Below are 22,948 nucleotides of genomic sequence, written 5' to 3' on the forward strand. Positions count from 1 at the left end.
GTGGTACACATGAGCGCGGCACGCGCCAGATGCTAGGGCACGCAAAGACCCTGTGAGCTGCGGCTTGTCACAGCCAGTCATCGTCGATCGCATTTGGTCACAGGGCGCACAGGGGTGAACCGCGCCGTCGGATGTCCAGCTTTCCGTCTCGAATAATGAGACCGCTCAACAGTCATATCCGGAATTCTCATCTTTCGCCCGCGAGGCACGAGTCACAAGTCGACTCTTCCCGTGTCCGGGGTCGCCGGGATAACGTGCCGTTGCTCCGGCCTCCTGCAAGGCTGTGACCAGCGACCTTCCGCCTCCTGCGGATTTACTTGGAAATCCAAGCAAAAACGCAGGTCAGGAGGGGTTTCACAGATATGTGGAGCACTGGGTAACGTAAAAGTCGCAGGGCGCTCGCCGGGGCACCTGTCACGCCTGTTCCCGGCCGAGTGGCACCCACCCCGTGCCCGGTGGTCGAGAACAGGTGAGCCGCACTGGCCTACCGGCAACCCCGGGGGCCGGAACGACGGAGGAGCACACGTGACCGTGGACAGCAGTGCCGCGCGCAAGCCGCGACGCAGCGCCGCAGGCAAGGCCGGCACCACCGGCACCAAGCGCACCACCCGCACCACCCAGAGGAGCACCGACCCGGAGCTGGTGCAGCTCCTGACGCCCGAGGGCAAGCGGGTCAAGAACGCCGAGTACGACGGCTACGTCGACGGGATCACCCCCGACGAGCTGCGCGGCCTGTACCGCGACATGGTGCTCACCCGACGCTTCGACGCCGAGGCCACAGCGCTGCAGCGCCAGGGCGAGCTGGGCCTGTGGGCCTCGCTGCTCGGCCAGGAGGCCGCGCAGATCGGCTCAGGCCGGGCCCTGCGCGACGACGACTACGTCTTCCCGACCTACCGCGAGCACGGCGTCGCCTGGTGCCGCGGGGTCGACCCCACCAACCTGCTCGGGATGTTCCGCGGCGTGAACAACGGCGGCTGGGACCCGAACGGCAACAACTTCCACCTGTACACGATCGTCATCGGCTCCCAGACGCTGCACGCCACGGGATACGCGATGGGCGTGGCCAAGGACGGCGCCGACTCGGCCGTCATCGCCTACTTCGGCGACGGCGCCTCCAGCCAGGGCGACGTGGCCGAATCGTTCACCTTCTCCGCGGTCTACAACGCGCCGGTGGTGTTCTTCTGCCAGAACAACCAGTGGGCGATCTCCGAGCCCACCGAGAAGCAGAGCCGCGTGCCGCTCTACCAGCGCGCCCAGGGCTTCGGCTTCCCGGGCGTGCGCGTGGACGGCAACGACGTGCTGGCCTGCCTCGCGGTCACCAAGTGGGCGCTGGAGCGCGCCCGCGACGGCGAGGGCCCCACCCTGGTCGAGGCGTACACCTACCGCATGGGCGCCCACACCACCTCCGACGACCCCAGCCGGTACCGGGGCGACGAGGAGCGGCTGGCCTGGGAGGCGAAGGACCCGATCCTGCGCCTGCGCCGGTTCCTGGAGGCCTCAAACCACGCGGACGAGGGATTCTTCGCGGAACTCGAGGCCGAGTCCGAGGCGTTGGGCAGGCGAGTGCGCGAAGCGGTGCGTGCCATGCCGGACCCGGACCACTTCGCCATCTTCGAGAACGTGTACGCGGACGGGCATGCGCTCGTCGACGAGGAGCGAGCCCAGTTCGCCGCCTACCAGGCGTCGTTCGCGGACGCAGAGGGGGGTCACTGAGATGGCCGAGAAGATGGCTCTTGCCAAGGCGATCAACGAGTCGCTGCGGCGCGCTCTGGAGACGGACCCCAAGGTCGTCGTCATGGGTGAGGACGTCGGCAAGCTCGGCGGTGTCTTCCGGGTGACGGACGGCCTGCAGAAGGACTTCGGCGAGAGCCGGGTCATCGACACCCCGCTCGCCGAGTCGGGCATCGTCGGCACCGCGATCGGTCTCGCCCTGCGCGGCTACCGCCCGGTGGTGGAGATCCAGTTCGACGGCTTCGTCTTCCCGGCCTACGACCAGATCGTCACCCAGCTCGCGAAGATGCACGCCCGGTCGCTGGGCAAGGTCAAGATGCCCGTCGTCATCCGCATCCCCTACGGCGGTGGCATCGGCGCGGTCGAGCACCACTCGGAGTCCCCCGAGACCCTGTTCGCGCACGTGGCCGGACTGAAGGTCGTCTCCCCGTCGAACTCGTCGGACGCCTACTGGATGATGCAGCAGGCGATCCAGAGCGACGACCCGGTGATCTACTTCGAGCCCAAGCGCCGCTACTGGGACAAGGGCGAGGTGGACCCGGAGGCGATCCCCGGCCCGCTGCACAAGGCGCAGGTGGTGCGCGAGGGCACGGATCTGACGCTGGCCGCCTACGGCCCGATGGTGAAGCTGTGCCAGGAGGTGGCGGCCGCGGCCGCCGAGGAGGGCAAGTCGCTGGAGGTGCTGGACCTGCGCTCGGTCAGCCCCCTGGACTTCGACTCCGTCCAGGCCTCGGTGGAGAAGACCCGCCGTCTGGTCGTGGTCCACGAGGCGCCGGTGTTCTTCGGCTCCGGCGCGGAGATCGCCGCCCGGATCACCGAGCGGTGCTTCTACCACCTGGAGGCCCCGGTGCTCCGGGTCGGCGGCTACCACGCCCCGTACCCGCCGGCACGCCTGGAGGAGGAGTACCTGCCGGGTCTGGACCGGGTGCTCGACGCCGTCGACCGTGCCCTGGCGTACTGAGGAGAGGGTTCGTGACGACGATGACGGAAGCATCCGTACGCGAGTTCAAGATGCCCGACGTGGGCGAGGGACTCACCGAGGCCGAGATCCTCAAGTGGTACGTCCAGCCGGGTGACACGGTCACCGACGGCCAGGTGGTGTGCGAGGTCGAGACCGCCAAGGCGGCCGTCGAACTCCCCATCCCCTACGACGGTGTGGTCCGCGAGCTGCGCTTCCCCGAGGGCACCACGGTCGACGTGGGCACGGCCATCATCACGGTGGACGTGTCGGGCGGTGCGGCACCGGAGGCCCCCGCCGGGCAGCCGGAGACGGCCGCCGCCGCACCGGAGGCCCCCGAGGCACCGGAGCCCGAGCCGACGGGCCGCCAGCCGGTCCTGGTCGGCTACGGCGTGGCCACCACCTCCACCAAGCGCCGTCCGCGCAAGGGCCCGGAGGTCACCGTCCCGGCCGCCGCCAAGGCGGTCCAGGCCGAGCTGAACGGCCACAGCGCCCCGGCGGTCCCCGAGCGGAACCGTCCGCTGGCCAAGCCGCCGGTGCGCAAGCTGGCGAAGGACCTCGGTGTCGACCTCGCCACGGTCACCCCGTCCGGCCCGGACGGCGTGATCACCCGCGAGGACGTGCACGCGGCCGCGGCGCCGCAGTCCGCCGAGACCGCCGCGCCGGTCACTCAGACCCCCGCACCGGTTCCGGCCGCCGCACCCGCCGCCGTGACCCACGACGGCGCACGCGAGACCCGGATCCCGGTCAAGGGCGTCCGCAAGGCGACGGCGACGGCGATGGTCGGCTCCGCCTTCACCGCACCCCACGTCACGGAGTTCGTGACGGTGGACGTGACGCGCACGATGAAGCTGGTCGAGGAACTCAAGCAGGACAAGGAGTTCCAGGGCCTGCGGGTGAACCCGCTGCTGCTGATCGCCAAGGCGCTGCTGGTAGCCATCAGGCGCAACCCGGACGTCAACGCGTCCTGGGACGAGGCGAACCAGGAGATCGTGCTCAAGCACTACGTCAACCTGGGCATCGCGGCCGCGACCCCGCGCGGCCTGATCGTGCCGAACATCAAGGACGCCCACGCCAAGACGCTGCCGCAGCTCGCGGAGTCGCTGGGCGAGCTGGTGTCCACGGCACGTGAGGGCAAGACCTCGCCGGCCGCGATGCAGGGCGGCACGGTCACCATCACCAACGTCGGCGTCTTCGGCGTCGACACCGGCACACCGATCCTCAACCCCGGCGAGTCCGCGATCCTCGCTGTCGGCGCGATCAAGCTCCAGCCGTGGGTCCACAAGGGCAAGGTGAAGCCGCGCCAGGTGACGACGCTCGCACTGAGCTTCGACCACCGCCTGGTCGACGGTGAGCTGGGCTCCAAGGTGCTGGCGGACGTGGCGGCGATCCTGGAGCAGCCGAAGCGGCTGATGACCTGGGCCTGACGGCTGTCGCCCGGGCGGTTCCCGAGCGCTGAGGGGGGTGGTCGCGACTTCGTCTCGCGACCGCCCCCTCTCCCGTTCCGCCCCGGCTCCGGCCGCCGTGGGCACGGAGCCGGTGCCGTCTAGCGCGGGTGCGGCACGGGTGCCGGGTCCTCACGGAACCAGTGGCCGCCCGTGCTCCAGCCCAGCAGCCGGCGGCCGGCGCCCCGCTCCGCCTCCTCGCCGGACATGACCTGACGCAGTCCGGTGAGGGCCGGAGCGAGCCGTCCGGCGATGTGCCAGGGCTGCCGCGCGCAGTCCTCGGTGACGCGGTCCAGGGTGTGACCCTGCTGGTCCGGCGTGCACAGGGACAGATGGAACACCATCTGCCGCCAGGCGTAGGCGACGTCCTTTATGGTGCCGAGCGGCCGCGGGTTGTGGTGGACACGCCCGGTCAGTCGGCACACCGTGTCGAAGCAGCGCAGGGCCACGTGGTCCCAGCCGGCCCCGGGATCGATGCCGACCCGGTGGACCAGGGTGGCCAGGTTGTGGGTGGTGAGTATCTGCGCCTGCTCGATCACCGTGCCGTTCCCCGCGACCCAGGAGCCGGACCGCCCCGTGCCCGGCGCGAACTCCGCCGCACGCTGCCGGCAGAGCGCCGCGAACCCGGGAGACGTACGGACACCCCCGGACCGGCGGAGGGATTCGGCCGCCTCGATGACGGCGAGGTTGCGCACCGCCGCGTAGTCGATGGCGTAGTACCGCTCGTACAGCGAGCCTCCGCCCAGGAGTTCGGCCGCGACGCGCGCGGCGGTGAGGAACTTCGGGGTGAACGTGCCCATGAAGATGTCGGCCGCGAGTTCCTCCACGAAGGGCGCGCCCAGCTCGGCCTGGCGGGCCAGCGCGGACAGCTCGCGGACCAGCGGGTTGGGCAGGATCGTGCCCGGGAAGGCGCGCACCGCGAGGCCGCCGAGCTGCCGCAGCGTCCCGGCCGCGGCCTCGTCCGCCCCGGAGCCGGCCCGCTGGGCGGCGACGGCCCGCACCCACGGCAGTTCCTCCACCCGCACCTGCCGCTGGAGGTCGAGCAGCAGCAGGGAGCGGCGGTTGCGGAACGCACGGTAGTGCGCGGCGGCGAGCGACCGCAGGGCCGGGTCGGGGTGGGCCTCGGCGGTGGTGGCGGCGACGAGCTGGGGGACCAGCTCGGCCAGGACCTCCGCCGACGGAACGACGCCGCGTTCCACGAGCGTGGCGACGGGCGCGCTGAGCGCGGCCTCGACGGGCCGGCGCACGGCGGCCGGGACGACCGCTCCCGCGGGCGCACCCGTCTCGCCCGCCTCCCGCTCGCTCACCGGGGCCACGACGGGCTCCACCTCTTCGACCCCGCCGTCCTGCGGCAGGCCGGAGAGCCGGCCCAGTACGACGCCGGCCAGCGCGTGGTGGGAGGGCAGCGCGGCATGGGCGGCCTGCCGCCGGCGCAGGGCGGTGTGCTCGGCGCTGCCGGGACGCCCGCGCCGCCGGACCATGGAGGCGACGGCGTGCCGCAGCAGCCCGAACCGCCGCGGCGCGAGCTCCCGTGCGGCGACGGCCTCCTCCAGCGCGGCGCGCAGGATGCCCAGGTTCTCCTTGGGCCGCAGATGCTTGGTGCAGTGCGTGTGGCGCCGGGCGAGGTCGTGGTAGCGGCGCAGCAGCGCGGTGGAGCGGGCGTGCCACGGGTCGGCGGGGCCGGGGACGCGTATGTCTCCCTGCTCGTCGGTCACCTCCAGCCAGTGCAGCAGCAGTTCGTCGCCGAAGGGGTGCCAGACGGCCAGGGCCTCGCGCTGTGTCTCGACGGCCGTGCTGGGGCGGCGGGCGGCGAGTGCCGCGCGGGCGTCGGCGACGGTGGAGCGGTGCACGGCGTCGGGCCGGGGTGCGGGCCGGTCTGAGGGCCGCGGGCCGAAGCGGAGCCGGTCCGCGAACGGCGCGAGCTCCTCCACCAGGTCGAGCGCGGCCGCCGGCTCCCCGGCACGGACCAGCCAGGCGACGGTGAGCAGCGCGGCCTCCTCGGGAACGGTCACCTCGTAACGGCCGCTGTCGAGAAGACCGTGGAGATGGGCGAGGCCGTCCTCGGTCAGGAAGTGCGCGAACAGCGCCCGCCGGGTCTCGGGCACGCCGGCGCGGCGCGCGGCGGCGATCTCGTGGTCGAGCAGCGGGCCGCCCGCGCTCGGCTCGCCGGTGGCGAAGCCGCCCCGGACCACCTCGGGCGTGACCCAGGCGGGCAGGCCGGCGACGGGCGTGCGGGAACCGATCGTCAGCAGGCCGTTCGCCATGCCGTCCAGCACGGCGCGCCACCTGCGGCCGCGTTCCGCGCCGCGCCGGCGGGTCTCCGGGTCCGGGTGGACGGCGGCCGTGCGGAAGGCGGCGGCCAGCTGACCGGCCGCGTATCCGGGGTTCGCCTGGGCAAGGTGCTGCTGCTCAGCGTCGTCGTTCATAGCCGACGTGGCGGGTTCCGCCCCCGCGCCCTCCGGGTCCCGAGCCCGGTGCTCTGCTGCTGAGCTACACGTCGATGGCCGACGTGGCGGGTTCCGCCCCCGCGCCCTCCGGGTGTAGAGAGCCCGGTGCTCTGCTGCTGAGCTACACGTCGATGGGCCGACAGTAGGTGGCGGGGCTCCGCCCTCACAAAGGGTTTTCGGTACCCGGCAGGGTCGTCACGGCCGCTGGACACCCACCCTGACGAGGTGTCAGGGGAACCTCCGGGTCGGGCCGGGGAGGTCACCGATATGACGAGTGGGGCGCGGGCGGCACGCTGGTGACATGTCGGAAACCACTGCCGCTCGCCGCGGTCCCTCTCTCGTCCGCCGCCTCGCCGCCCCCGTCGCCGCCGCCGCTCTCCTGGCGGGCGTTGCCGGTGTCTGGGCATCGGGTGTCGCCCACTCCGCGCCCGCCGCCGGCACCCGGTCCGCCACCGGGTTCGGCGACTGCCCGGCGCTTCCCGAGGGCGTGGACCCGGCGCGCTGGAGATGTGAAGTGCACACGGCGGCGCCGAAGCTGACCATGGGCAGGGTCACGCTGACACTGGCCCCGATCACCATGACGCACGCCGAGGGTCCTCTGCCGGACGGCGCCAACGGGCAGGTGTGGGGCGCGATGCACAGCGCGCCGACCGCCGTGCCGGGCGGCCTGACCGGCACCCCGGCGGGCGAGCACGCCCCGGGTCAGGGCCTGGCGATACGGCCGGAGTACGGCGGGCGGTCGGACTTCTACAGCGGAGGGCTCAGCCTGCGCTTCCGGCTGCTGAGCCCCGCGCTGCCGCGCGGTTGCGCCATAGGCGCGAGCGAGCCGGTCGACTTCCAGGTGAAGCGGTCGGGGCCATCGAGGAGGGTCTCCCAGGATCCGCCGGTGATCGAGTTCTCGGCGTACGACGACACCTTCACGGCGCCCGCGCCCGAACACTGCGGACCGCTGACCGGGCTCCTCGGCAGACGCCTCGGCCTACCGGCGGCCACCGGGAACCTGATGTCCTACGACGCCTCGTACACCTTCAGAACCTACGACCAGCTCCCGTAGGGGCATCCCCCTCGGCGTCGGCCCGCATGCGAAAGGGGCCCGCCGCGGGTGTGCGCGACGGGCCCCCTTCCGCTGTCCGAGGGTCAGCTGATCCTGGCGTAGGCGTAGTTGACGAGCTTCTTGACGTCCGACGTGCGGTCGGTCGCCGAGGGCGCGGTCATCACGGCGCCCGTGATCGACTTGCCGTTCAGCGTGGCCGCGAAGACCAGGCAGTACTTGGCCTCCGTGCCGGAGCCGGTCTTGACGCCGAGCACGCCGTTCCAGCCGAGCAGGGTGTTGGTGTTGGTCCAGGTCCCCATCGTGCGGGTGGCGCCGGAGCTCGCGATCGTCTTCGCCGTGTACGACTTGGTCTTCACGACGGACTTGAACGTGGAGCTCTTCATCGCGCTGCGGGCGAGCAGCGTCAGGTCCTTCACGGACGAGTAGTTGGAGCCGTTGCTGATGCCGTCGAACGAGTCGAAGTGCGTGTTCGTCATGCCGAGGCTCTTGGCCGTCGTGTTCATCTTCGAGATGAACGACTTCACGCGCGCGTTGACCGTCGTACCGGAGCCGAACTTGTCGGCGAGGGCCATCGCGGCGTCGCAGCCGGACGGCAGCATCATCCCGTACAGCAGCTGACGGACGGTGACCTTGTCACCGACGATCAGGTGGGCGGACGACGGATAGCCCTTGCGGACCATGTAGTCGCTGATCGCCTTCTTGATCGTGACCTTGGTGTCCAGGTTCAGGTTCGACTGCGAGAGCACGACCTTCGCGGTCATGATCTTCGTGGTGGAGGCGGTGAGCCGGTGGGTGCTCTCGGACTTCTTGTAAAGCGTCGTCCCGGTCGCGCTGTTCATCACGTACCCGCTCTTGGCGGTGATGGTGGGCGTCGTGAGGGCCTGCGCGGGCGCAGCGGTGAGGGCGCCGGTGGCGAGCACTGCACCAGCCGTGATGGCGACGGCGGCAGCTCTGCGGACGCGGGTGCCCGTAATGCCGGTAATCAAAGCGATATACCCCGATTGTCTGGAATGCCCCTGATATGCGGCCGAGTTGAGGTGGCGAGCGAGTGGGGCCGCACGAGTGTGACACGTAAGTAGCACAGAAGGTTGTGCGGCCGCTGGGGGCGATTTCCGTCACGTCCGCATGGTGGACGCGATCCCTCTTGAGTACGTGTTGTATCTATCCTGTGGCCATGGCAACGCCCGTGAAGCAACCACCCGCCGCCGACCGCGTGTACACCCACGTCAAACAGGGCGTACTCGACCGCCGCTACGAGGGCGGGACGCTGCTGACCGAGGGCGAGCTGGCCGACGCGGTGGGCGTCTCGCGCACACCCGTCCGGGAGGCGCTGCTGCGGCTGGAGATGGAGGGCCTGATCAGGCTCTACCCGAAGAAGGGCGCGCTGGTCCTGCCGGTGTCGGCGCAGGAGATCGCCGATGTCGTCGAGACCCGGCTGCTGGTGGAGGAGCACGCGGCGCGCAAGGCCGTACCCGCGTCGCCGGGCCTGCTGGAGCGGCTCGCGGAGCTGCTGGAGAAGCAGAAGGCGCAGGCCGCCGCCGGTGACTTCGCCGCCGCGGCGGTGACCGACCGATGCTTCCACGCCGAGATCGTGCGCAGCGGCGGCAACGAGATCCTCTCGCGGCTGTACGACCAGCTCCGCGACCGCCAGCTACGGATGGGGGTCGCCGTCATGCACTCGCACCCGGACCGGATCGCCAAGACGCTCGCCGAGCACGAGGAGATCCTCCAGGCCCTGAGCTCCGGTGACGCGGAGGCGGCCGTCGGGGTCGTGCACCGGCACGTGAGCTGGTTCTCGCACCTCGCGCGGGGTGAGGCACGATGAGCAGCGCCACCCTGCCGGGTGACCCGCCGGGCGGCCGCCGCGCCGTCGCGGTGTGGTCGATCGGCGTCTCGGTCTACTTCGTCGCCGTCATCTTCCGCACCTCCCTGGGTGTGGCCGGCCTGGACGCGGTGGAACGCTTCCACGTGGGCGCCTCGGCGCTGTCGACCTTCTCGATCCTCCAGCTCCTGGTCTACGCCGGCATGCAGATACCCGTCGGCCTGCTGGTCGACCGGCTCGGCACCAAGAAGGTGCTGAGTCTCGGCGCGGTGCTGTTCACGCTGGGCCAGCTCGGCTTCGCCTTCTCGCCCTCCTACGGCATGGCGCTGGCCTCGCGCGCGCTGCTCGGCTGCGGTGACGCGCTGACCTTCATCAGCGTGCTGCGCCTCGGCACCCGCTGGTTCCCCGCCCGGCGCGGGCCGCTGGTCGCCCAGCTCGCGGGCCTGGTGGGCATGGCCGGCAACCTGGTCTCCACCCTGGTCATCGCCCGGCTGCTGCACGGCGTCGGCTGGACCGCCGCGTTCGCCGGCAGCGCGCTGGCCGGTGCGGTCGTACTCGTTCTGACGCTGCTGTTCCTGAAGGACCACCCCGAGGGGCACGAGCCCGCGCCGTCCGCGCACCAGGGCGCGGCCTACGTCCGCCGGCAGATCGCGGCGGCCTGGCGGGAGCCCGGGACCCGGCTGGGGATGTGGGTGCACTTCACCACCCAGTTCCCGGCGATGGTCTTCCTGCTGCTGTGGGGCCTGCCGTTCCTGGTCCAGGCGCAGGGCCTCAGCCGCGCCACGGCCGGCGAGCTGCTCACCCTGGTCGTGCTGTCCAACATGGTGATCGGCCTGGTCTACGGCCAGGTCGTGGCCCGGCACCACGCGGCCCGGCTGCCGCTGGCGCTGGGCACGGTGGCCGCGACCGCGCTGGTGTGGGCGGTGACGCTCGCCTACCCGGCCGAGCACGCGCCGATGTGGCTGCTGCTGGTGCTGTGCGCGGTGCTCGGCGCCTGCGGCCCCGCCTCGATGCTCGGCTTCGACTTCGCCCGCCCGGCCAACCCGCCCGAGCGACAGGGCACCGCCTCCGGCATCACCAACATGGGCGGTTTCATGGCCTCGATGACGACGCTGTTCGCGGTCGGTGTGCTGCTGGACGCGACCGGCGACGACTACACGGTGGCCTTCTCCGCGGTGTTCGTCCTGCAGGTCCTCGGCGTCAGCCAGATCCTGCGCCTGCGCGGCCGGGCCGCCCGCCGGGAGCGGGAGCGCCTGGTGGCGAGCCGGGTGGAGACGGTCCACGTGCCCGCGTGAACCGGTTGCCCGGCGGCCACCCGCTGCGGGTCGGCGGGCGCGGGGCGGCGTGGGCCCGCGGACGCCTCCTGGAGGCGTGTCAGCCGGCCACCGGGACCAGCGTGAGGTAGGCGAGGCCGAGTACGCCCCGGTAGGCCATCCACTGGGCCCGGTGCCGGTCGAGGCGGTCGCGGACCGCGGCGGCCGAGGGATGCTCCGGGTGCCCGGCGAGCCACACCTCGGTGTCCGCCTGGTACGCGGATTCGAACTCCTCCCACTCCTCGCGGCTCGCGGTCTCCGTCCACTCGGGCCGGAAGGCGGCCTCGACGGCGAGGTCGAGCAGGGTGCCCAGGTCGCAGTGGTCGTCCGCGGACGCCTCCGGCCACATCCGGGCCAGCTCGTGCGGGGCCGGAGGGCGCTCCCAGAATCCCTCGCCGAGCACCACCCGCCCGTTCTCGGACACCAGCCGCCGCAGCTCGCGCAGCGCCTCGGCGACCGGGGAGGCGGCCGTGCTCAGCGCATGGCTCGCGCCCAGGCACAGCACCAGGTCGGCGGGTCCGCGCCCGGTGCCCAGCGCGGACTCCTCGGCGAACTCCACGCGGTCCGTGAGCCCGCGTGCCCCGGCGTTCCGCCGTCCGCGGGCCAGATCCTCGCCGTTGACGTCCACGCCGACGCCCCGGGCCCCGGGTACGGCCTCCAGCAGGCGGAGCAGCAGCTCCCCCCAGCCGCAGCCGATGTCCAGGACGGTCCGGGGCCGCGTGGCGGCCAGCCGGCGGACCATCGCCGTCGCCCGGGCGTCGGAGAGGGGTCCGTGGAAGGTGAGGCGGGTGAGCCGGGGCGGCCCGTCGTCGTCGGTCATGCGGAGCACGTTAGTGAGCAGGCCGGCGCCGGTCACCGGAATATCGCACCCCCGGTGCCGCCGCACGCCCGGCTCCGTGACCCGCACGCGTTCCACGTCCAGCGAGCCCCCCCCCGCGTCCAGCGAGCCTCCCGCGTCCAGCGGTCCCGGCGTTCAGCGAGCAGCCCCCGCCCCAGGGGCGGACCGCGTTCCGCTACGGCGTCACCTTGAGGTTCCGCAGGATGGCCGTCGTCAGCTCTGGGTCGCCCTCCGTCTTCACCCGGTCCGCCACCGCCTCCAGGGTCACCCGGCCGCAGGACAGGCGGACGTAGGTCTCCCAGTCGAGGGTGAGGGTGGCCGCCGGGCCGAGGGCGGGCGCGGTCTCCAGCGTGCCGCGGCCCTGGATGTCGACCCGGATCGTGCGCAGGAACTCGACGGGTCCGTGCACGTCGAAGACGATCGCGGAACTGCGCGGCGCGTTCGCGTCCTTCGCGACGACCCTGGGCAGCGCCTCCAGCAGCATGTCGCGGGCGACGAGGGCGCCCGGGGAGTCGAGGTTGCCGGGGCGGGCGAGGGCCGCGCGCAGGTCCTGCTCGTGCACCCACACGTCGAACGCCCTGGTGCGCATCGCCTGTTCGAGGGTGATCTCGGTGCCCATCGGGCCGCGCACCTTGGTGCCGGGGTCGCGGGACTCGTTGCGCAGCTGACGGTTCCTGCGGATGACGGTGTACTCCAGCTCCGCCGTCATCTCCGGCGCCGTGTGGTGGCGGCGGACGTCGACCTGCATCTCCATGTAGCGCTGGTGCTCGTTGGTGACGTGGAAGAGGTCACGGGGCAGGGTGTGGATGGGCCGCGGGTCGCCGAGCATCTCGCAGTCCAGGCCGATGACGTGCGAGACCACGTCGCGGACGGACCAGCCCGGGCACGGGGTCCGCCGGTTCCACTCGGCCTCCGGGAGCGGCTGCACCAGCTCGGATATCGCTTCGATGGAGTGGGTCCAGGCGTCGGCGTAGGGCTGGAGGGTGGGATGCAGACTCACGGAACGGGACCCCTCGGCGGTCGGTACACGGGCAGGTTGTGGCGGCGTTGCCGGCGGACGGTGGCTGCACTCGGCGGGTGTCGTGGCACTCCCCCGGCTCTCGACTTCGCTCGAGCGGGGGACCCCCAAGTTACGCTGCTCCGAGGCACCCCGGCAGTGCTTTCGTGTGACGATCGTAGGCCTGTATGGACGACTCGAATGCCAGGACGGTGGTAGTGTGCGCGCCTCGCTGATCCAGATCGCCGTGGACGAGGGCGAATCGGTGGCCTCCCGACGGCGGCGGGCGGCCGCTCTGATCCGGGAGCAGGCCGGTTCCGACCTCGTGGTCCTGCCCGAGCTGTGGACCACCGGCGCTTTCGCCTACGAGGAGTTCGGCACGGAGGCCGAGCCGCTCGAGGGACCGACGTACGAGGTGATGGCCAAGGCGGCGAGCGACGCGGGGGTGTGGCTGCACGCCGGCTCCATCCCGGAGCGCGCCGCATCCGAGGGCGGCTCCGCCGCGGGCGACGGCCCCCTCTACAACACCTCCCTCGTCTTCTCTCCCTCCGGGGAGCTGGCCGCGGCCTACCGAAAGATCCACCGCTTCGGCTTCGACAAGGGCGAGGCCGTGCTGATGAGCGCGGGTCGGGACGTGGTGACGGTCCGTCTGCCCGGCACCACCCTGGGCGTCGCCACCTGCTACGACCTGCGCTTCCCCGAGCTGTTCCGCTCCCTGGTCGACGCGGGCGCGGAAACGCTGGTGATCCCGGCCGGCTGGCCCGAGCGGCGGCGGGCGCACTGGACGCTGCTGGCTCAGGCGCGGGCGGTGGAGAACCAGGCGTTCGTGCTCGCCTGCGGAACGGCCGGGACACACGCCGGAGTTCCGCAGGCGGGTCACTCGATCGTGGTCGATCCGTGGGGCGAGGTGCTCGCCCAGGCGGGTGCCGGCGAGGAGGTCCTCACGGTGGAGTTCGACCCCGGGAAGGTGGCGGCGACCCGCGAGCAGTTCCCGGCCCTGAAGGACCGCGTGATGGGACTCGAACCGCCACGCCACTGAGGAATGCGGTGGGGCCACGGCCGGGGTCCCCACCCGGCCGTGGCCCCGGCTCAGTCCTCGCGCTCCTTCTCCGCCAGGTGGATCACGCACACCGCCACCGCGATCAGCAGCGCCGGGTCCGCGTCCTCCCGTACGACGTCGACGCCGTACGTCTCCCGGACGTGCAGCCAGCGCCGGGAGATCACGGCGAGGAGTTCGCCGTCGTACTCGACGGCGAACTCACGGTCGAGGATCTTGCCGCTGACGTCCAGGTCGGTGCCGTCGGCCAGGGACACCCGGTAGTGGTTGCGCAGCAGGGACAGCCGTTTGCGGCGGATCGTGGCCAGGCCTTCGCCGTCCCGCTCGATCACCATGGTGTCGCGCAGGGCGAACATCTTCTGGTGGATGTCGATGAGGACGCGCCCCTGGGCGTCCTTCAGCTCGAAGGTGTCCCGCAGCCGCATGGCCTTGCCGTCGACGAGGAACACCTTCTGGCCGTGCTCGTCCTCGATCCAGTAGTCGTCACCGATGCCGAGGAGCCGGTCGCGTACGAGGAATCTCATGCGCTGACCGTTCCCCGGCACCGGGCGGTCATCACAAAGCCGCCCCTGACCAGGGGAGAGCTTCACACGCCGTAGCCGTCGGTGTAGCCGTCGCGGCCGTGATGGTGGTGGTGGTGCTCCTCCTCGACCACCGGCGTCGGGGGCACCACGACCCGGCGGCGCCGGGCGATGCCGCTGAACGTGGCGATGCCGATGAGCCCGACGGCCATGAAGATGATCCCGACGAGGTCGAGGTTGACTCCCTGCATGTGCCAGTCCGTCGCGAACGTCAGGATGGCACCCAGGGCGATGAGAATGATGCAACCGCCGAGGCCCATTGTCGTCGCCTCCCCTTCCGGTTCCGGAATCTCCGGTGCCGTTCGGGTACCCGGGGCCGTCCCGAACATGTGTGGGACGGCCCGTGACGGGTGTTCAGCGGCGGCGCCGGGCCGCGGCGGCGGGGCCGGGCTCAGTCCTCCAGGAACGCCACCAGCGCGTTCGCCAGCAGGAACGGGTCGTCCGCGCCGCACAGTTCACGCGCGCTGTGCATCGAAAGGATCGCCACGCCGATGTCGACGGTCCGGATGCCGTGCCGGGCTGCGGTGATCGGGCCGATGGTGGTGCCGCACGGCATGGAGTTGTTGGACACGAAGCTCTGGAACGGGACGTTCGCCCGCTCGCAGGCGGCGGTGAACACCGCGCGGCCCGAACCGTCCGTGGCGTAGCGGTTGTTGACGTTGACCTTCAGGATGGGCCCGCCGTTGACCCGCGGGTGGTGCGTCGGGTCGTGCCGCTCGGCGTAGTTGGGGTGGACGGCGTGGCCGGTGTCGGAGGACAGGCAGACGGTGCCGGCGAAGGCGCGGGCCCGGTCCTCGTAGGAGCCGCCGCGGGCGAACACCGAGCGCTCCAGGACCGAGCCGAGCAGCGGGCCGTCCGCGCCGGTGTCCGACTGGGAGCCGTTCTCCTCGTGGTCGAAGGCGGCCAGCACGGGGATGTGGCCGAGCGCGGCGCCGGAGGACGCGGCGGCGGTCAGGGCGGCCGTGCCGGCGTGCACGGACAGCAGGTTGTCCATCCGGGGACCGGCGACCAGTTCACGGTCCCGGCCGAGGTAGGCCGGCGCCTCCACCGGGTGCACCATGAGGTCCCAGCCGGCCGCCGAGCCCGCCGCCAGGCCGGCCTCCTCCTCCAGGAACGCGATCAGGTCGCCGTCGCGCAGGTGGTCGCCGAGCCCCCACACGGGCTGCAGATGACGCTGCTTGTCGAGCTTGAGGCCCTCGCTGTTGACCGCGCGGTCCAGGTGGATGGCGAGCTGCGGCACGCGCAGCAGCGGGCGGTTCACGTCGACGAGGACCGTGCTGCCGTCACGCAGGGTCAGCCGGCCGGCCAGGCCCAGGTCGCGGTCGAGCCAGGAGTTCAGCAGCGGGCCGCCGTAGATCTCCACCGCGACCTGCCGCCAGCCGTGGGCGCCGGTGTCGGGCAGCGGCTTGACCCGCAGGTTCGGGGAGTCGGTGTGCGCGCCGATGATGCGGAAGGGGGTGTGCGGTGCGGCCCCCTCGGGGACGTACCAGGCGACGATCGCCCCGCCGCGCAGCACGTACCTGCCGCCGCTCGTACCGTCCCAGGCGTCCGTCTCGGCGACCTGACGGAAGCCCGCCTTCTCCAGCCGCTCGGCGGTGTTCGCCACGGCGTGGTACGGCGACGGGCTCGCCGCCAGGAAGGACATCAGGTCGTCGGTGTGGCCGCGGTCGAAGCGGGCTGGTGCGCTCATGGGCTTACCTTAACGACGTGCGTGGGCCCGCCCCCGGTACAGGAGCGGGCCCACGTCTGCGATCAGTGGATGCGGAACCGGTGTTCCGGCGCGCGGCCGGACCGGGGCCGTACTAGAAGGCGGCCTCGTCCAGCTCCATCAGGTCGAGCTCGACGCCCTCCGAGATCTTGCGGGCCAGGGTGACGCCCGGCAGGACGTTGGCCGCGAAGAACTTCGCCGCCGCGATCTTGCCGGTGTAGAACGCCTTGTCCTTGGCGGAGGCCGTCTGCAGCTTCTCGGCGGCGATGGCGGCGCCCTTCAGCAGCAGGTAGCCGACCACGACGTCACCGGAGGCGAGCAGCAGGCGGCTGGTGTTCAGGCCCACCTTGTAGATGTTCTTGACGTCCTGCTCGGTGGCCGCGAGGTCGGTCAGCATCAGGCCGACGATGGCCTCCAGCTCGACGGCGGCCTTCGCGAGGTGCTCGCGGGCGCCCGCCAGCTCCTCGCCGCCGGTGCCGAGCGCCAGGAACTTCTTGATGTCCTCGGCGAGCGAGTTCAGCGCGGCGCCCTGGTTGCGGACGATCTTCCGGAAGAAGAAGTCCTGGCCCTGGATCGCGGTCGTGCCCTCGTACAGGGTGTCGATCTTGGCGTCGCGGATGTACTGCTCGATCGGGTACTCCTGCAGGAAGCCGGAGCCGCCGAAGGTCTGCAGCGACTGGGCGAGCTGCTCGTAGCCCTTCTCGGAGCCGTAGCCCTTCACGATGGGCAGGAGCAGGTCGTTGAGCGCGTGCTCGGCCTTGGCGTCCTCGCCGTTCGCCTCCTTGACCGCGATGGCGTCCTGGATCGAGGCCGTGTAGAGGACGAGGGCGCGCATGCCCTCGGCGTACGCCTTCTGCGTCATCAGCGAGCGGCGGACGTCGGGGTGGTGGGTGATGGTGACCTTGGGCGCGGTCTTGTCCATGAAGTTCGCCAGGTCCGGGCCCTGGACGCGCTCCTTGGCGTACTCCAGGGCGTTGAGGTAGCCCGTGGAGAGGGTGGAGATCGCCTTCGTGCCGACCATCATGCGGGCGAACTCGATGATGCGGAACATCTGGCGGATGCCCTCGTGCTTGTCACCGATCAGCCAGCCCTTGGCGGGGTGCCGGTCGCCGAAGGTCATCTCGCAGGTGTTGGAGGCCTTCAGGCCCATCTTGTGCTCGACGTTGGTGGCGTAGACGCCGTTGCGCTCGCCCAGCTCGCCGGTCTCGAAGTCGAAGAGGTACTTCGGGACGAGGAAGAGGGACAGGCCCTTGGTGCCGGGGCCGGCGCCCTCGGGACGCGCGAGCACGTAGTGGAGGATGTTCTCCTCCATGTCGTGCTCACCGGAGGTGATGAAGCGCTTCACGCCCTCGATGTGCCAGGAGCCGTCCTCCTGCTGGATCGCCTTGGTTCGTCCGGCGCCGACGTCGGAGCCCGCGTCGGGCTCGGTGAGCACCATGGTGGAGCCCCAGGTCCGCTCCACGGCGATCTGCGCGATCTTCTTCTGGACGTCGTTGCCCTCGTCGAAGAGGATGCCGGCGAACGCCGGGCCGGAGGAGTACATCCACACGGCCGGGTTCGAGCCGAGGATGAGCTCGGCGTAGGCCCAGATCAGGGACGGCGGAGCCGTCGTGCCGCCGATCTCCTCCGGCAGGCCCAGACGCCAGTACTCGGACTCCATGAAGGCCTTGTAGCTCTTCTTGAAGGACGCCGGGACGGGCGCGGTGTTGGTCTCCGGGTCGAAGACCGGCGGGTTGCGGTCCGCGTCCGCGAAGGACTCGGCCAGCTCGTTCTCCGCGAGGCGCGTCAGCTCCTCGAGGACGCTCTTTGCGGTGTCCGTGTCCATCTCGCCGAACGGGCCGGTGCCGTACAGCTTGTCGCGCCCGAGCACCTCGAACAGGTTGAACTCGATGTCGCGGAGATTCGGCTTGTAGTGCCCCATGGTGACGGCTCCGTATCGGACTCGGCGAGGCACTGACTCCTCGCATCTGGTTCACGTACCAACAAGTAGCTACGATGATGCTACCCGCCGGTAATAAGACGCAAGCCCGATTCGGTCATCTGTGACTGAGTACTCTTCTGCGCATGTACGGATACGGCCAGCCCATGGACGGTGGCGCCGCTCAGCAGAGTTACGTCCCCCCGCAGCAGGGCGGTGTCGGGGGGTACGGCCAGCAGGCGCCGCTCTATCCGGAGCCGTCCCCACCCTCCCTGGCGGACGCGGTGCGCGCCTTCACCACCGGACAGATGCCCGCCGAGGACTTCCAGCAGATCTTCGCCACGTCGAAGGTGTACTGCCCGCGCGGGGACACCCCCGGCTTCCTCGCCCTGCACAACACCCAGCAGCCGGTGATCCCGATGTTCACCTCGCTCAAGGAGCTGCGCCGGTACGCGGGCAAGGAGTCCAAGTACTTCGTGATCACCGGCTCCGAGGTGATCGACCTGCTGCCGAGCGGCTACGGCTTCGTCCTGGACATGGAGGGCGAGCACCGGATGGTGTTCGACGCCAAGGCGGTCGAACAGATGGTCGACTTCGCCATGCGCCGCATGTACGGCGGCTGACCCCGCACCCGCTGCGAGCCCGGAGGGAATGCCCTCCGGGCTCGTTCTGTTGTGGGGTGGCAGAAAGTTCAATGCTCAACTAAACTGGTTGCACAAGGAGGTACCGACCATGCCTGCAGTGACCGTCGAGAACCCGCTGACCCTGCCCCGCGTGGCAGCTCCCGCCGACGCGGTGGCGCGGCCCGTGCTCGCCGTCACGACCGCCCCGAGCGGTTTCGAGGGTGAGGGCTTCCCGGTGCGCCGGGCGTTCGCCGGGATCAACTACCGGCACCTCGACCCGTTCATCATGATGGATCAGATGGGTGAGGTGGAGTACGCGCCGGGCGAGCCCAAGGGCACCCCCTGGCATCCGCACCGCGGCTTCGAGACCGTCACCTACATCATCGACGGGATCTTCGACCACCAGGACTCCAACGGCGGTGGCGGCACCATCACCAACGGCGACACCCAGTGGATGACCGCGGGCTCGGGCCTGCTGCACATCGAGGCCCCGCCGGAGCAGCTGGTCATGTCCGGCGGTCTCTTCCACGGCCTGCAGCTCTGGGTGAACCTCCCGGCCAAGGACAAGATGATGGCCCCGCGCTACCAGGACATCCGCGGCGGCAACGTCCAGCTCCTGACGAGCCCGGACGGCGGCGCGCTGCTGCGCGTCATCGCGGGCGAGCTGGACGGCCACGCGGGCCCCGGCATCACGCACACGCCGATCACGATGATCCACGCGACCCTCGCCCCGGGCGCCGAGATCACCCTGCCCTGGCGCGAGGACTTCAACGGCCTCGCCTACGTCATGGCGGGCCGCGGAAGCGTGGGTACCGAGCGCCGGCCGGTCCACCTGGGCCAGACCGCCGTCTTCGGCGCGGGCGGTTCGCTGACGGTCCGCGCGGACGAGCGGCAGGACTCGCACACCCCGGACCTGGAGGTCGTCCTCCTCGGCGGACAGCCCATCCGTGAGCCCATGGCGCACTACGGCCCGTTCGTCATGAACACCAAGGAAGAGCTGATGCAGGCCTTCGAGGACTTCCAGAAGGGCCGCCTCGGCACCGTCCCGGCCGTCCACGGCATGACCGCGAGCGGCCCCCAGGCCTGACCCGCCGCGCCCGTCCCCGTCGCCCGCCCCGCCCGTCCAGCGGTCCGGGCGACGGGCGTGTACGGGGCCGTGTACGGGGCCGGAACCCTCACCCGGCCGGGCCCGCGCGGCAGGACAGACGGGCCGGGGGGTGATCCGCTGGGGGTGTGTCGCTGTTGCCCGAGTCCGTGCGCCGTCTCGCCGCCTGGTGTGCCGTCGTGCTGCTGGTCGCCGGAGTCGGGTGGGTCGCGATCCGGCTGTGCGCGGCGCTGCGTACCGCCGTCGTGCCGGTGCTGCTCGCGCTGCTCGGCACGGCGCTGCTCGGGCCGCTGCACCGGCGGCTGGTGAAGGCCAAGGTGCAGCGGTCGCTCGCCGCCGGGCTGACCTGCGTCGCCGTGGTGGCCGTCGTGGGCGGTGCCGTGTACATCGTGATCGCCGCGCTGGTCGACACCGGTGACCAGATCATCGCGTCGGTACGGCAGGCCGTCAGGGCCCTGACGAGGCACTTCGGGGCCGCCGGCACCGGGCTGGACGACCTGGCCGCCAACGCCAAGGAACTGCTGGGCAAGTTCGGCGGGACCGCGGCCTCCAACGTCATCAGCGGGGTCGGCGTGGTGGGCGAGTACCTGGCCATGATCCTGCTCGCGCTGCTGCTCGTCTTCTTCTTCCTGCGTGACTCCCACCGGGTGGCCGGGGCACTCAGGTCCGTCGCCCCGGGCGCCCGGGGCGACGCCCTGGAGGCGATGGCGCGGCGTGCCTTCGGGGCGGTGCAGGGGTTCATGCGCGGCACCACGCTCATCGCGCTCATCGACGCCGTGTGCATCACCGTCGGCCTGCTGATCCTCCGGGTGCCCGGCGCGATCGGGCTCGGCGCGCTCGTCTTCGTCGGCGCCTACATCCCCTACCTGGGCGCCTTCATCTCGGGCGCGGTGGCCGTGCTGGTCGCCCTCGCCGACCGCGGTTTCGTCATCGCGCTGTGGGCGCTGGGCGTGGTGCTCGCGGTGCAGGTGCTGGAGGGGCACGTGCTCCAGCCGGCCATCCAGAGCCGGACCGTGCAGATGCATCCCGCGGTGGTGCTGCTGGCGATCACCGCCGGGGCGTCCGTGGCGGGCATCCTCGGCATGCTGTTCTCGGTGCCGCTGACCGCGGCCGTCTTCGGGGTCGTGCACGAGCTCCGCGAACGTCACACGGCGGCCGGGCCGTCGGACTCGTAGAGCTCGAACCAGATGCTCTTGCCCTTGCCGCGCGGGTCCACCCCCCACAGGTCCGCGAGCAGCTCGATCAGCATCAGACCGCGGCCGGAGGAGGCCAGCTCTCCGGGCCGGCGCCGGTGCGGGAGGTCGTCGCCGGAGTCCGTGACCTCCACCCGCAGCCGGCGCCCGCCCGGCTCCCCGGCGACCTCGGCCAGCAGCAGCGCGTCCGCGTCGGTGTGCACCAGGACGTTGGTGACCATCTCGGAGACCAGCAGCACCGCGGAGTCCACCTGCTCGGCCGACACCCAGTCGTGCAGCAGCTCGCGCAGGTGCTGGCGGGCCTCGGCGATCCGCTCGGGCTCGTCCTGCGCGACCGGAAGCAGGGTGCGCCGCAGCCGGGGCCGCAGGATCAGGGTGTCGTCGCGGCCGCGGCCCGCGCCCTGCCGGCACAGCAGCAGCAGCGCGATGTCGTCCTCGCGGCGGTCGGCGAGCGGGCCGGTGGTGTGGTGCGAGGACGGTCCGTGCACGCCCTGCACCAGCGCGTCGGCCATCGACTCCAGATCGCCCGTGTGGTCCTCGAGGATCGCGCGTATGCGCCGCCAGCCGCTCTCCATGTCGTGGCCGCCGGTCTCGATCAGGCCGTCGGTGCACAGCATCAGGGTCTCGCCGGGCTCCAGCGTGAACCGGGTGGTCGGGTAGTCGGCGTCCGGATCGACGCCCAGCGGCACCCCGCCCGCCGTCGGCCGCATCATCACCGTGCCGTCGGCCATCCGGATCGCCGGGTCCGGATGGCCGGCGCGGGCGATCTCCAGCATTCCGGTCGCCGGATCCGCCTCGACGTAGAGGCAGGTCGCGAAGCGCACATCGGTCATGTGCTCGTCGTGCGTGATGCCGTGCAGGAAGCGGGCGGCGCGGGAGAGTACGGCGTCCGGTCGGTGGCCCTCGGAGGCGTAGGCGCGCAGCGCGATCCGGAGCTGGCCCATCAGGCCCGCCGCGCGGACGTCATGACCCTGGACGTCGCCGATGGCCAGCGCGAACCTGCCTCCGGGCAGCGGGATCATGTCGTACCAGTCGCCGCCGACCTGCAGCCCGCCGCCGGTCGGGATGTAGCGGGCGGCCACCGTCATCCCGGGGATCTCCGGGCCCAGCGACGGCAGCATGGAGCGCTGCAGGCCCTCGGTCAGCTCCCGCTGGGTGTCGGCGGCGCCGGCCCGGTTCAGGGCCTGGGCGAGCATCCGGGCGACCGTCGTCAGGACCGCGCGCTCGTCCGGGGTGAAGGCCACCGGGTAGGTGAAGGCCGCCATCCAGGCGCCCATGGTGCGTCCGGCCGCCGTCAGCGGCAGGAACGCCCAGGAGCGGCGCTCGAAGTGCCGGGCCAGCGGCCAGGTGGCGGGGTAGCGCGTCCGGTACTGCTCGGGGGAGGAGAGATAGACGGCCCGGCCGGTGCGGACCACCTCGGCCGCCGGGTAGTCCGTGCTGAGCGGCATGTGCAGGAAGGGCCCGTCCTCACCGGGCTGCTGCCCGTGGTGGCCGATCACCGTCAGCCGCTCGCCCTCCACGCCGAACACCGCGAGGCCGTCCGGGGAGAACCCGGGCATGGACAGCCCGGCCGCGACCCGCAGCACCTCCTCCGTGGAACGCGCCTCCGCCAGCGCCCGGCCGGCGTCCAGCAGGAACGCCTCCCGTGAGCGACGCCAGTCGCCGGTGACCGCGTTGCGGGCCGCCGCGGTGCCCGGGGTGGGCTCGGTGACCTCCTGGAGCGTGCCGATCAGCTCGTACGCCCGCCGGTCCGGTTCGAAGGACGGCTTCGAGCGGCTGCGCACGACCCGTACGACCCGGCCCTCCTCGTCCATGATCCGGATCCGGACCTCGGCGAGCGTGCCCTCGTCGACCGCCAGCGGCACCACGCCGGTGATCTCGTTCCAGTCCTCCGGATGCAGCCGTGCCCGGGTCTGGCTCTCGGTGAGGGTGACCGGTTCCGGGGGCAGCCCGAGCAGCCGCGCCGCCTCCCCGTCCACGGTGACCAGTCCGGCGGCGGTGTCCCAGTGCCACAGCCCGGTCGCGAGGGCGGCGAGGACGTCACCGACGGACGGCAGGGGCTCGCCTGTACGCATTGCCCCCATTTAAGGAGAAGCGATCGATAACTGCCACCCTTGGCGGACGCCGGAAATGGTGGGGAGCCGATCTTGGCGTGCCC

19 protein-coding genes and 2 tRNA genes are annotated in these 22,948 nt (G+C 71.6%); 10 read left to right on the plus strand and 11 right to left on the minus strand.

Features of this window, described 5'->3' with window-relative positions; translation table 11 throughout:
* Positions 1-525 precede the first annotated feature (525 nt).
* The 3 genes from pdhA to ACZ6B1_RS18640 are packed head-to-tail and all read left to right on the plus strand — an operon-like array spanning position 526 to position 4,116.
* On the plus strand, positions 526-1,713 hold the full coding sequence (pdhA, locus tag ACZ6B1_RS18630) for a pyruvate dehydrogenase (acetyl-transferring) E1 component subunit alpha (RefSeq protein ID WP_468779636.1): 1,188 nt from the start codon (positions 526-528) through the stop codon (positions 1,711-1,713).
* Between the two features lies 1 nt (position 1,714).
* Positions 1,715-2,692: an alpha-ketoacid dehydrogenase subunit beta gene (locus tag ACZ6B1_RS18635; RefSeq protein WP_468779638.1), complete on the plus strand. Its 978-nt coding sequence runs from the start codon at positions 1,715-1,717 to the stop codon at positions 2,690-2,692.
* Positions 2,693-2,703: 11 nt separating this feature from the next.
* Positions 2,704-4,116, plus strand: a complete 1,413-nt coding sequence (locus ACZ6B1_RS18640) for a dihydrolipoamide acetyltransferase family protein (RefSeq protein ID WP_468779640.1) — start codon at positions 2,704-2,706, stop codon at positions 4,114-4,116.
* 119 nt (positions 4,117-4,235) lie between these two features.
* Here ACZ6B1_RS18640 and ACZ6B1_RS18645 read toward each other — a convergent pair whose 3' ends face one another.
* The 3 genes from ACZ6B1_RS18645 to ACZ6B1_RS18655 form a co-directional block, all read right to left on the minus strand.
* Positions 4,236-6,560, minus strand: a complete 2,325-nt coding sequence (locus ACZ6B1_RS18645) for a hypothetical protein (protein ID WP_468779642.1) — start codon at positions 6,558-6,560, stop codon at positions 4,236-4,238.
* Between the two features lie 2 nt (positions 6,561-6,562).
* Positions 6,563-6,634: transfer RNA gene (locus tag ACZ6B1_RS18650), tRNA-Pro, on the minus strand.
* Between the two features lies 1 nt (position 6,635).
* Positions 6,636-6,712, minus strand: a tRNA-OTHER gene (locus ACZ6B1_RS18655).
* A gap of 170 nt (positions 6,713-6,882) precedes the next feature.
* On the opposite strand from ACZ6B1_RS18655, the gene ACZ6B1_RS18660 reads away from it, so the two are divergent.
* A complete protein-coding gene (locus ACZ6B1_RS18660; protein ID WP_468779644.1) occupies positions 6,883-7,635 on the plus strand; it encodes a hypothetical protein in 753 nt (250 codons plus the stop codon).
* 83 nt (positions 7,636-7,718) lie between these two features.
* Here ACZ6B1_RS18660 and ACZ6B1_RS18665 read toward each other — a convergent pair whose 3' ends face one another.
* Positions 7,719-8,621: a D-alanyl-D-alanine carboxypeptidase family protein gene (locus ACZ6B1_RS18665; RefSeq protein WP_468779646.1), complete on the minus strand. Its 903-nt coding sequence runs from the start codon at positions 8,619-8,621 to the stop codon at positions 7,719-7,721.
* 188 nt (positions 8,622-8,809) lie between these two features.
* Between ACZ6B1_RS18665 and ACZ6B1_RS18670 the strand changes: the two genes are divergently transcribed.
* Positions 8,810-9,460 (plus strand): GntR family transcriptional regulator, encoded by a 651-nt coding sequence (locus ACZ6B1_RS18670; protein WP_468779648.1) that lies wholly within the window; start codon positions 8,810-8,812, stop codon positions 9,458-9,460.
* A complete protein-coding gene (locus tag ACZ6B1_RS18675; protein WP_468779650.1) occupies positions 9,457-10,752 on the plus strand; it encodes an MFS transporter in 1,296 nt (431 codons plus the stop codon). Before ACZ6B1_RS18670 ends, ACZ6B1_RS18675 begins: the two co-directional genes overlap by 4 nt.
* A gap of 79 nt (positions 10,753-10,831) precedes the next feature.
* Here the strand turns inward: ACZ6B1_RS18675 and ACZ6B1_RS18680 are convergent, their stop codons facing one another.
* Together ACZ6B1_RS18680 and ACZ6B1_RS18685 are read right to left on the minus strand one after the other, a co-directional pair.
* Positions 10,832-11,590 (minus strand): SAM-dependent methyltransferase, encoded by a 759-nt coding sequence (locus tag ACZ6B1_RS18680; RefSeq protein ID WP_468779652.1) that lies wholly within the window; start codon positions 11,588-11,590, stop codon positions 10,832-10,834.
* A gap of 193 nt (positions 11,591-11,783) precedes the next feature.
* Complete coding sequence (locus ACZ6B1_RS18685) at positions 11,784-12,608, minus strand: maleylpyruvate isomerase family mycothiol-dependent enzyme (RefSeq protein ID WP_468779654.1); 825 nt, start codon at positions 12,606-12,608, stop codon at positions 11,784-11,786.
* 217 nt (positions 12,609-12,825) lie between these two features.
* On the opposite strand from ACZ6B1_RS18685, the gene ACZ6B1_RS18690 reads away from it, so the two are divergent.
* Entirely contained in the window at positions 12,826-13,644 is an 819-nt protein-coding gene (locus tag ACZ6B1_RS18690; RefSeq protein WP_468779656.1) for a carbon-nitrogen family hydrolase, read from the plus strand.
* Between the two features lie 50 nt (positions 13,645-13,694).
* On the opposite strand, the gene ACZ6B1_RS18695 is transcribed toward ACZ6B1_RS18690, so the two are convergent.
* From ACZ6B1_RS18695 to ACZ6B1_RS18710, 4 genes are all read right to left on the minus strand, one after another.
* On the minus strand, positions 13,695-14,186 hold the full coding sequence (locus tag ACZ6B1_RS18695; RefSeq protein WP_383015291.1) for an LURP-one-related/scramblase family protein: 492 nt from the start codon (positions 14,184-14,186) through the stop codon (positions 13,695-13,697).
* Positions 14,187-14,248: 62 nt separating this feature from the next.
* Positions 14,249-14,503, minus strand: coding sequence for a DUF6458 family protein (locus tag ACZ6B1_RS18700; protein ID WP_468779658.1), 255 nt, complete (start codon positions 14,501-14,503; stop codon positions 14,249-14,251).
* A gap of 131 nt (positions 14,504-14,634) precedes the next feature.
* On the minus strand, positions 14,635-15,933 hold the full coding sequence (locus tag ACZ6B1_RS18705) for a M18 family aminopeptidase (RefSeq protein WP_468779660.1): 1,299 nt from the start codon (positions 15,931-15,933) through the stop codon (positions 14,635-14,637).
* A gap of 112 nt (positions 15,934-16,045) precedes the next feature.
* On the minus strand, positions 16,046-17,872 hold the full coding sequence (locus ACZ6B1_RS18710) for an acyl-CoA dehydrogenase (RefSeq protein ID WP_468779662.1): 1,827 nt from the start codon (positions 17,870-17,872) through the stop codon (positions 16,046-16,048).
* Positions 17,873-18,015: 143 nt separating this feature from the next.
* Between ACZ6B1_RS18710 and ACZ6B1_RS18715 the strand changes: the two genes are divergently transcribed.
* The 3 genes from ACZ6B1_RS18715 (at position 18,016) to ACZ6B1_RS18725 (ending at position 20,772) form a co-directional block, all read left to right on the plus strand.
* Positions 18,016-18,492: an SseB family protein gene (locus ACZ6B1_RS18715; protein ID WP_468779664.1), complete on the plus strand. Its 477-nt coding sequence runs from the start codon at positions 18,016-18,018 to the stop codon at positions 18,490-18,492.
* 109 nt (positions 18,493-18,601) lie between these two features.
* Complete coding sequence (locus ACZ6B1_RS18720; protein WP_468779666.1) at positions 18,602-19,579, plus strand: pirin family protein; 978 nt, start codon at positions 18,602-18,604, stop codon at positions 19,577-19,579.
* 146 nt (positions 19,580-19,725) lie between these two features.
* Entirely contained in the window at positions 19,726-20,772 is a 1,047-nt protein-coding gene (locus ACZ6B1_RS18725; RefSeq protein ID WP_468779668.1) for an AI-2E family transporter, read from the plus strand.
* Here ACZ6B1_RS18725 and ACZ6B1_RS18730 read toward each other — a convergent pair.
* A complete protein-coding gene (locus tag ACZ6B1_RS18730; protein ID WP_468779670.1) occupies positions 20,742-22,865 on the minus strand; it encodes an ATP-binding SpoIIE family protein phosphatase in 2,124 nt (707 codons plus the stop codon). The two genes, ACZ6B1_RS18725 and ACZ6B1_RS18730, sit on opposite strands and share 31 nt — an antisense overlap.
* Positions 22,866-22,948 lie beyond the last annotated feature (83 nt).

This window comes from Streptomyces sp. NPDC041129, assembly GCF_055592265.1.

Bases quoted from the DNA above. Each gene is read 5' to 3' on its own strand.
- ACZ6B1_RS18635 (WP_468779638.1), top strand. From the start codon at position 1,715: ATGGCCGAGAAGATGGCTCTTGCCAAGGCGATCAACGAGTCGCTGCGG.
- ACZ6B1_RS18645 (WP_468779642.1), bottom strand. From the start codon at position 6,560: ATGAACGACGACGCTGAGCAGCAGCACCTTGCCCAGGCGAACCCCGGA.
- ACZ6B1_RS18660 (WP_468779644.1), top strand. From the start codon at position 6,883: ATGTCGGAAACCACTGCCGCTCGCCGCGGTCCCTCTCTCGTCCGCCGC.
- ACZ6B1_RS18670 (WP_468779648.1), top strand. From the start codon at position 8,810: ATGGCAACGCCCGTGAAGCAACCACCCGCCGCCGACCGCGTGTACACC.
- ACZ6B1_RS18675 (WP_468779650.1), top strand. From the start codon at position 9,457: ATGAGCAGCGCCACCCTGCCGGGTGACCCGCCGGGCGGCCGCCGCGCC.
- ACZ6B1_RS18680 (WP_468779652.1), bottom strand. From the start codon at position 11,590: ATGACCGACGACGACGGGCCGCCCCGGCTCACCCGCCTCACCTTCCAC.
- ACZ6B1_RS18695 (WP_383015291.1), bottom strand. From the start codon at position 14,186: ATGAGATTCCTCGTACGCGACCGGCTCCTCGGCATCGGTGACGACTAC.
- ACZ6B1_RS18700 (WP_468779658.1), bottom strand. From the start codon at position 14,503: ATGGGCCTCGGCGGTTGCATCATTCTCATCGCCCTGGGTGCCATCCTG.
- ACZ6B1_RS18705 (WP_468779660.1), bottom strand. From the start codon at position 15,933: ATGAGCGCACCAGCCCGCTTCGACCGCGGCCACACCGACGACCTGATG.
- ACZ6B1_RS18710 (WP_468779662.1), bottom strand. From the start codon at position 17,872: ATGGGGCACTACAAGCCGAATCTCCGCGACATCGAGTTCAACCTGTTC.
- ACZ6B1_RS18715 (WP_468779664.1), top strand. From the start codon at position 18,016: ATGTACGGATACGGCCAGCCCATGGACGGTGGCGCCGCTCAGCAGAGT.
- ACZ6B1_RS18720 (WP_468779666.1), top strand. From the start codon at position 18,602: ATGCCTGCAGTGACCGTCGAGAACCCGCTGACCCTGCCCCGCGTGGCA.
- ACZ6B1_RS18730 (WP_468779670.1), bottom strand. From the start codon at position 22,865: ATGCGTACAGGCGAGCCCCTGCCGTCCGTCGGTGACGTCCTCGCCGCC.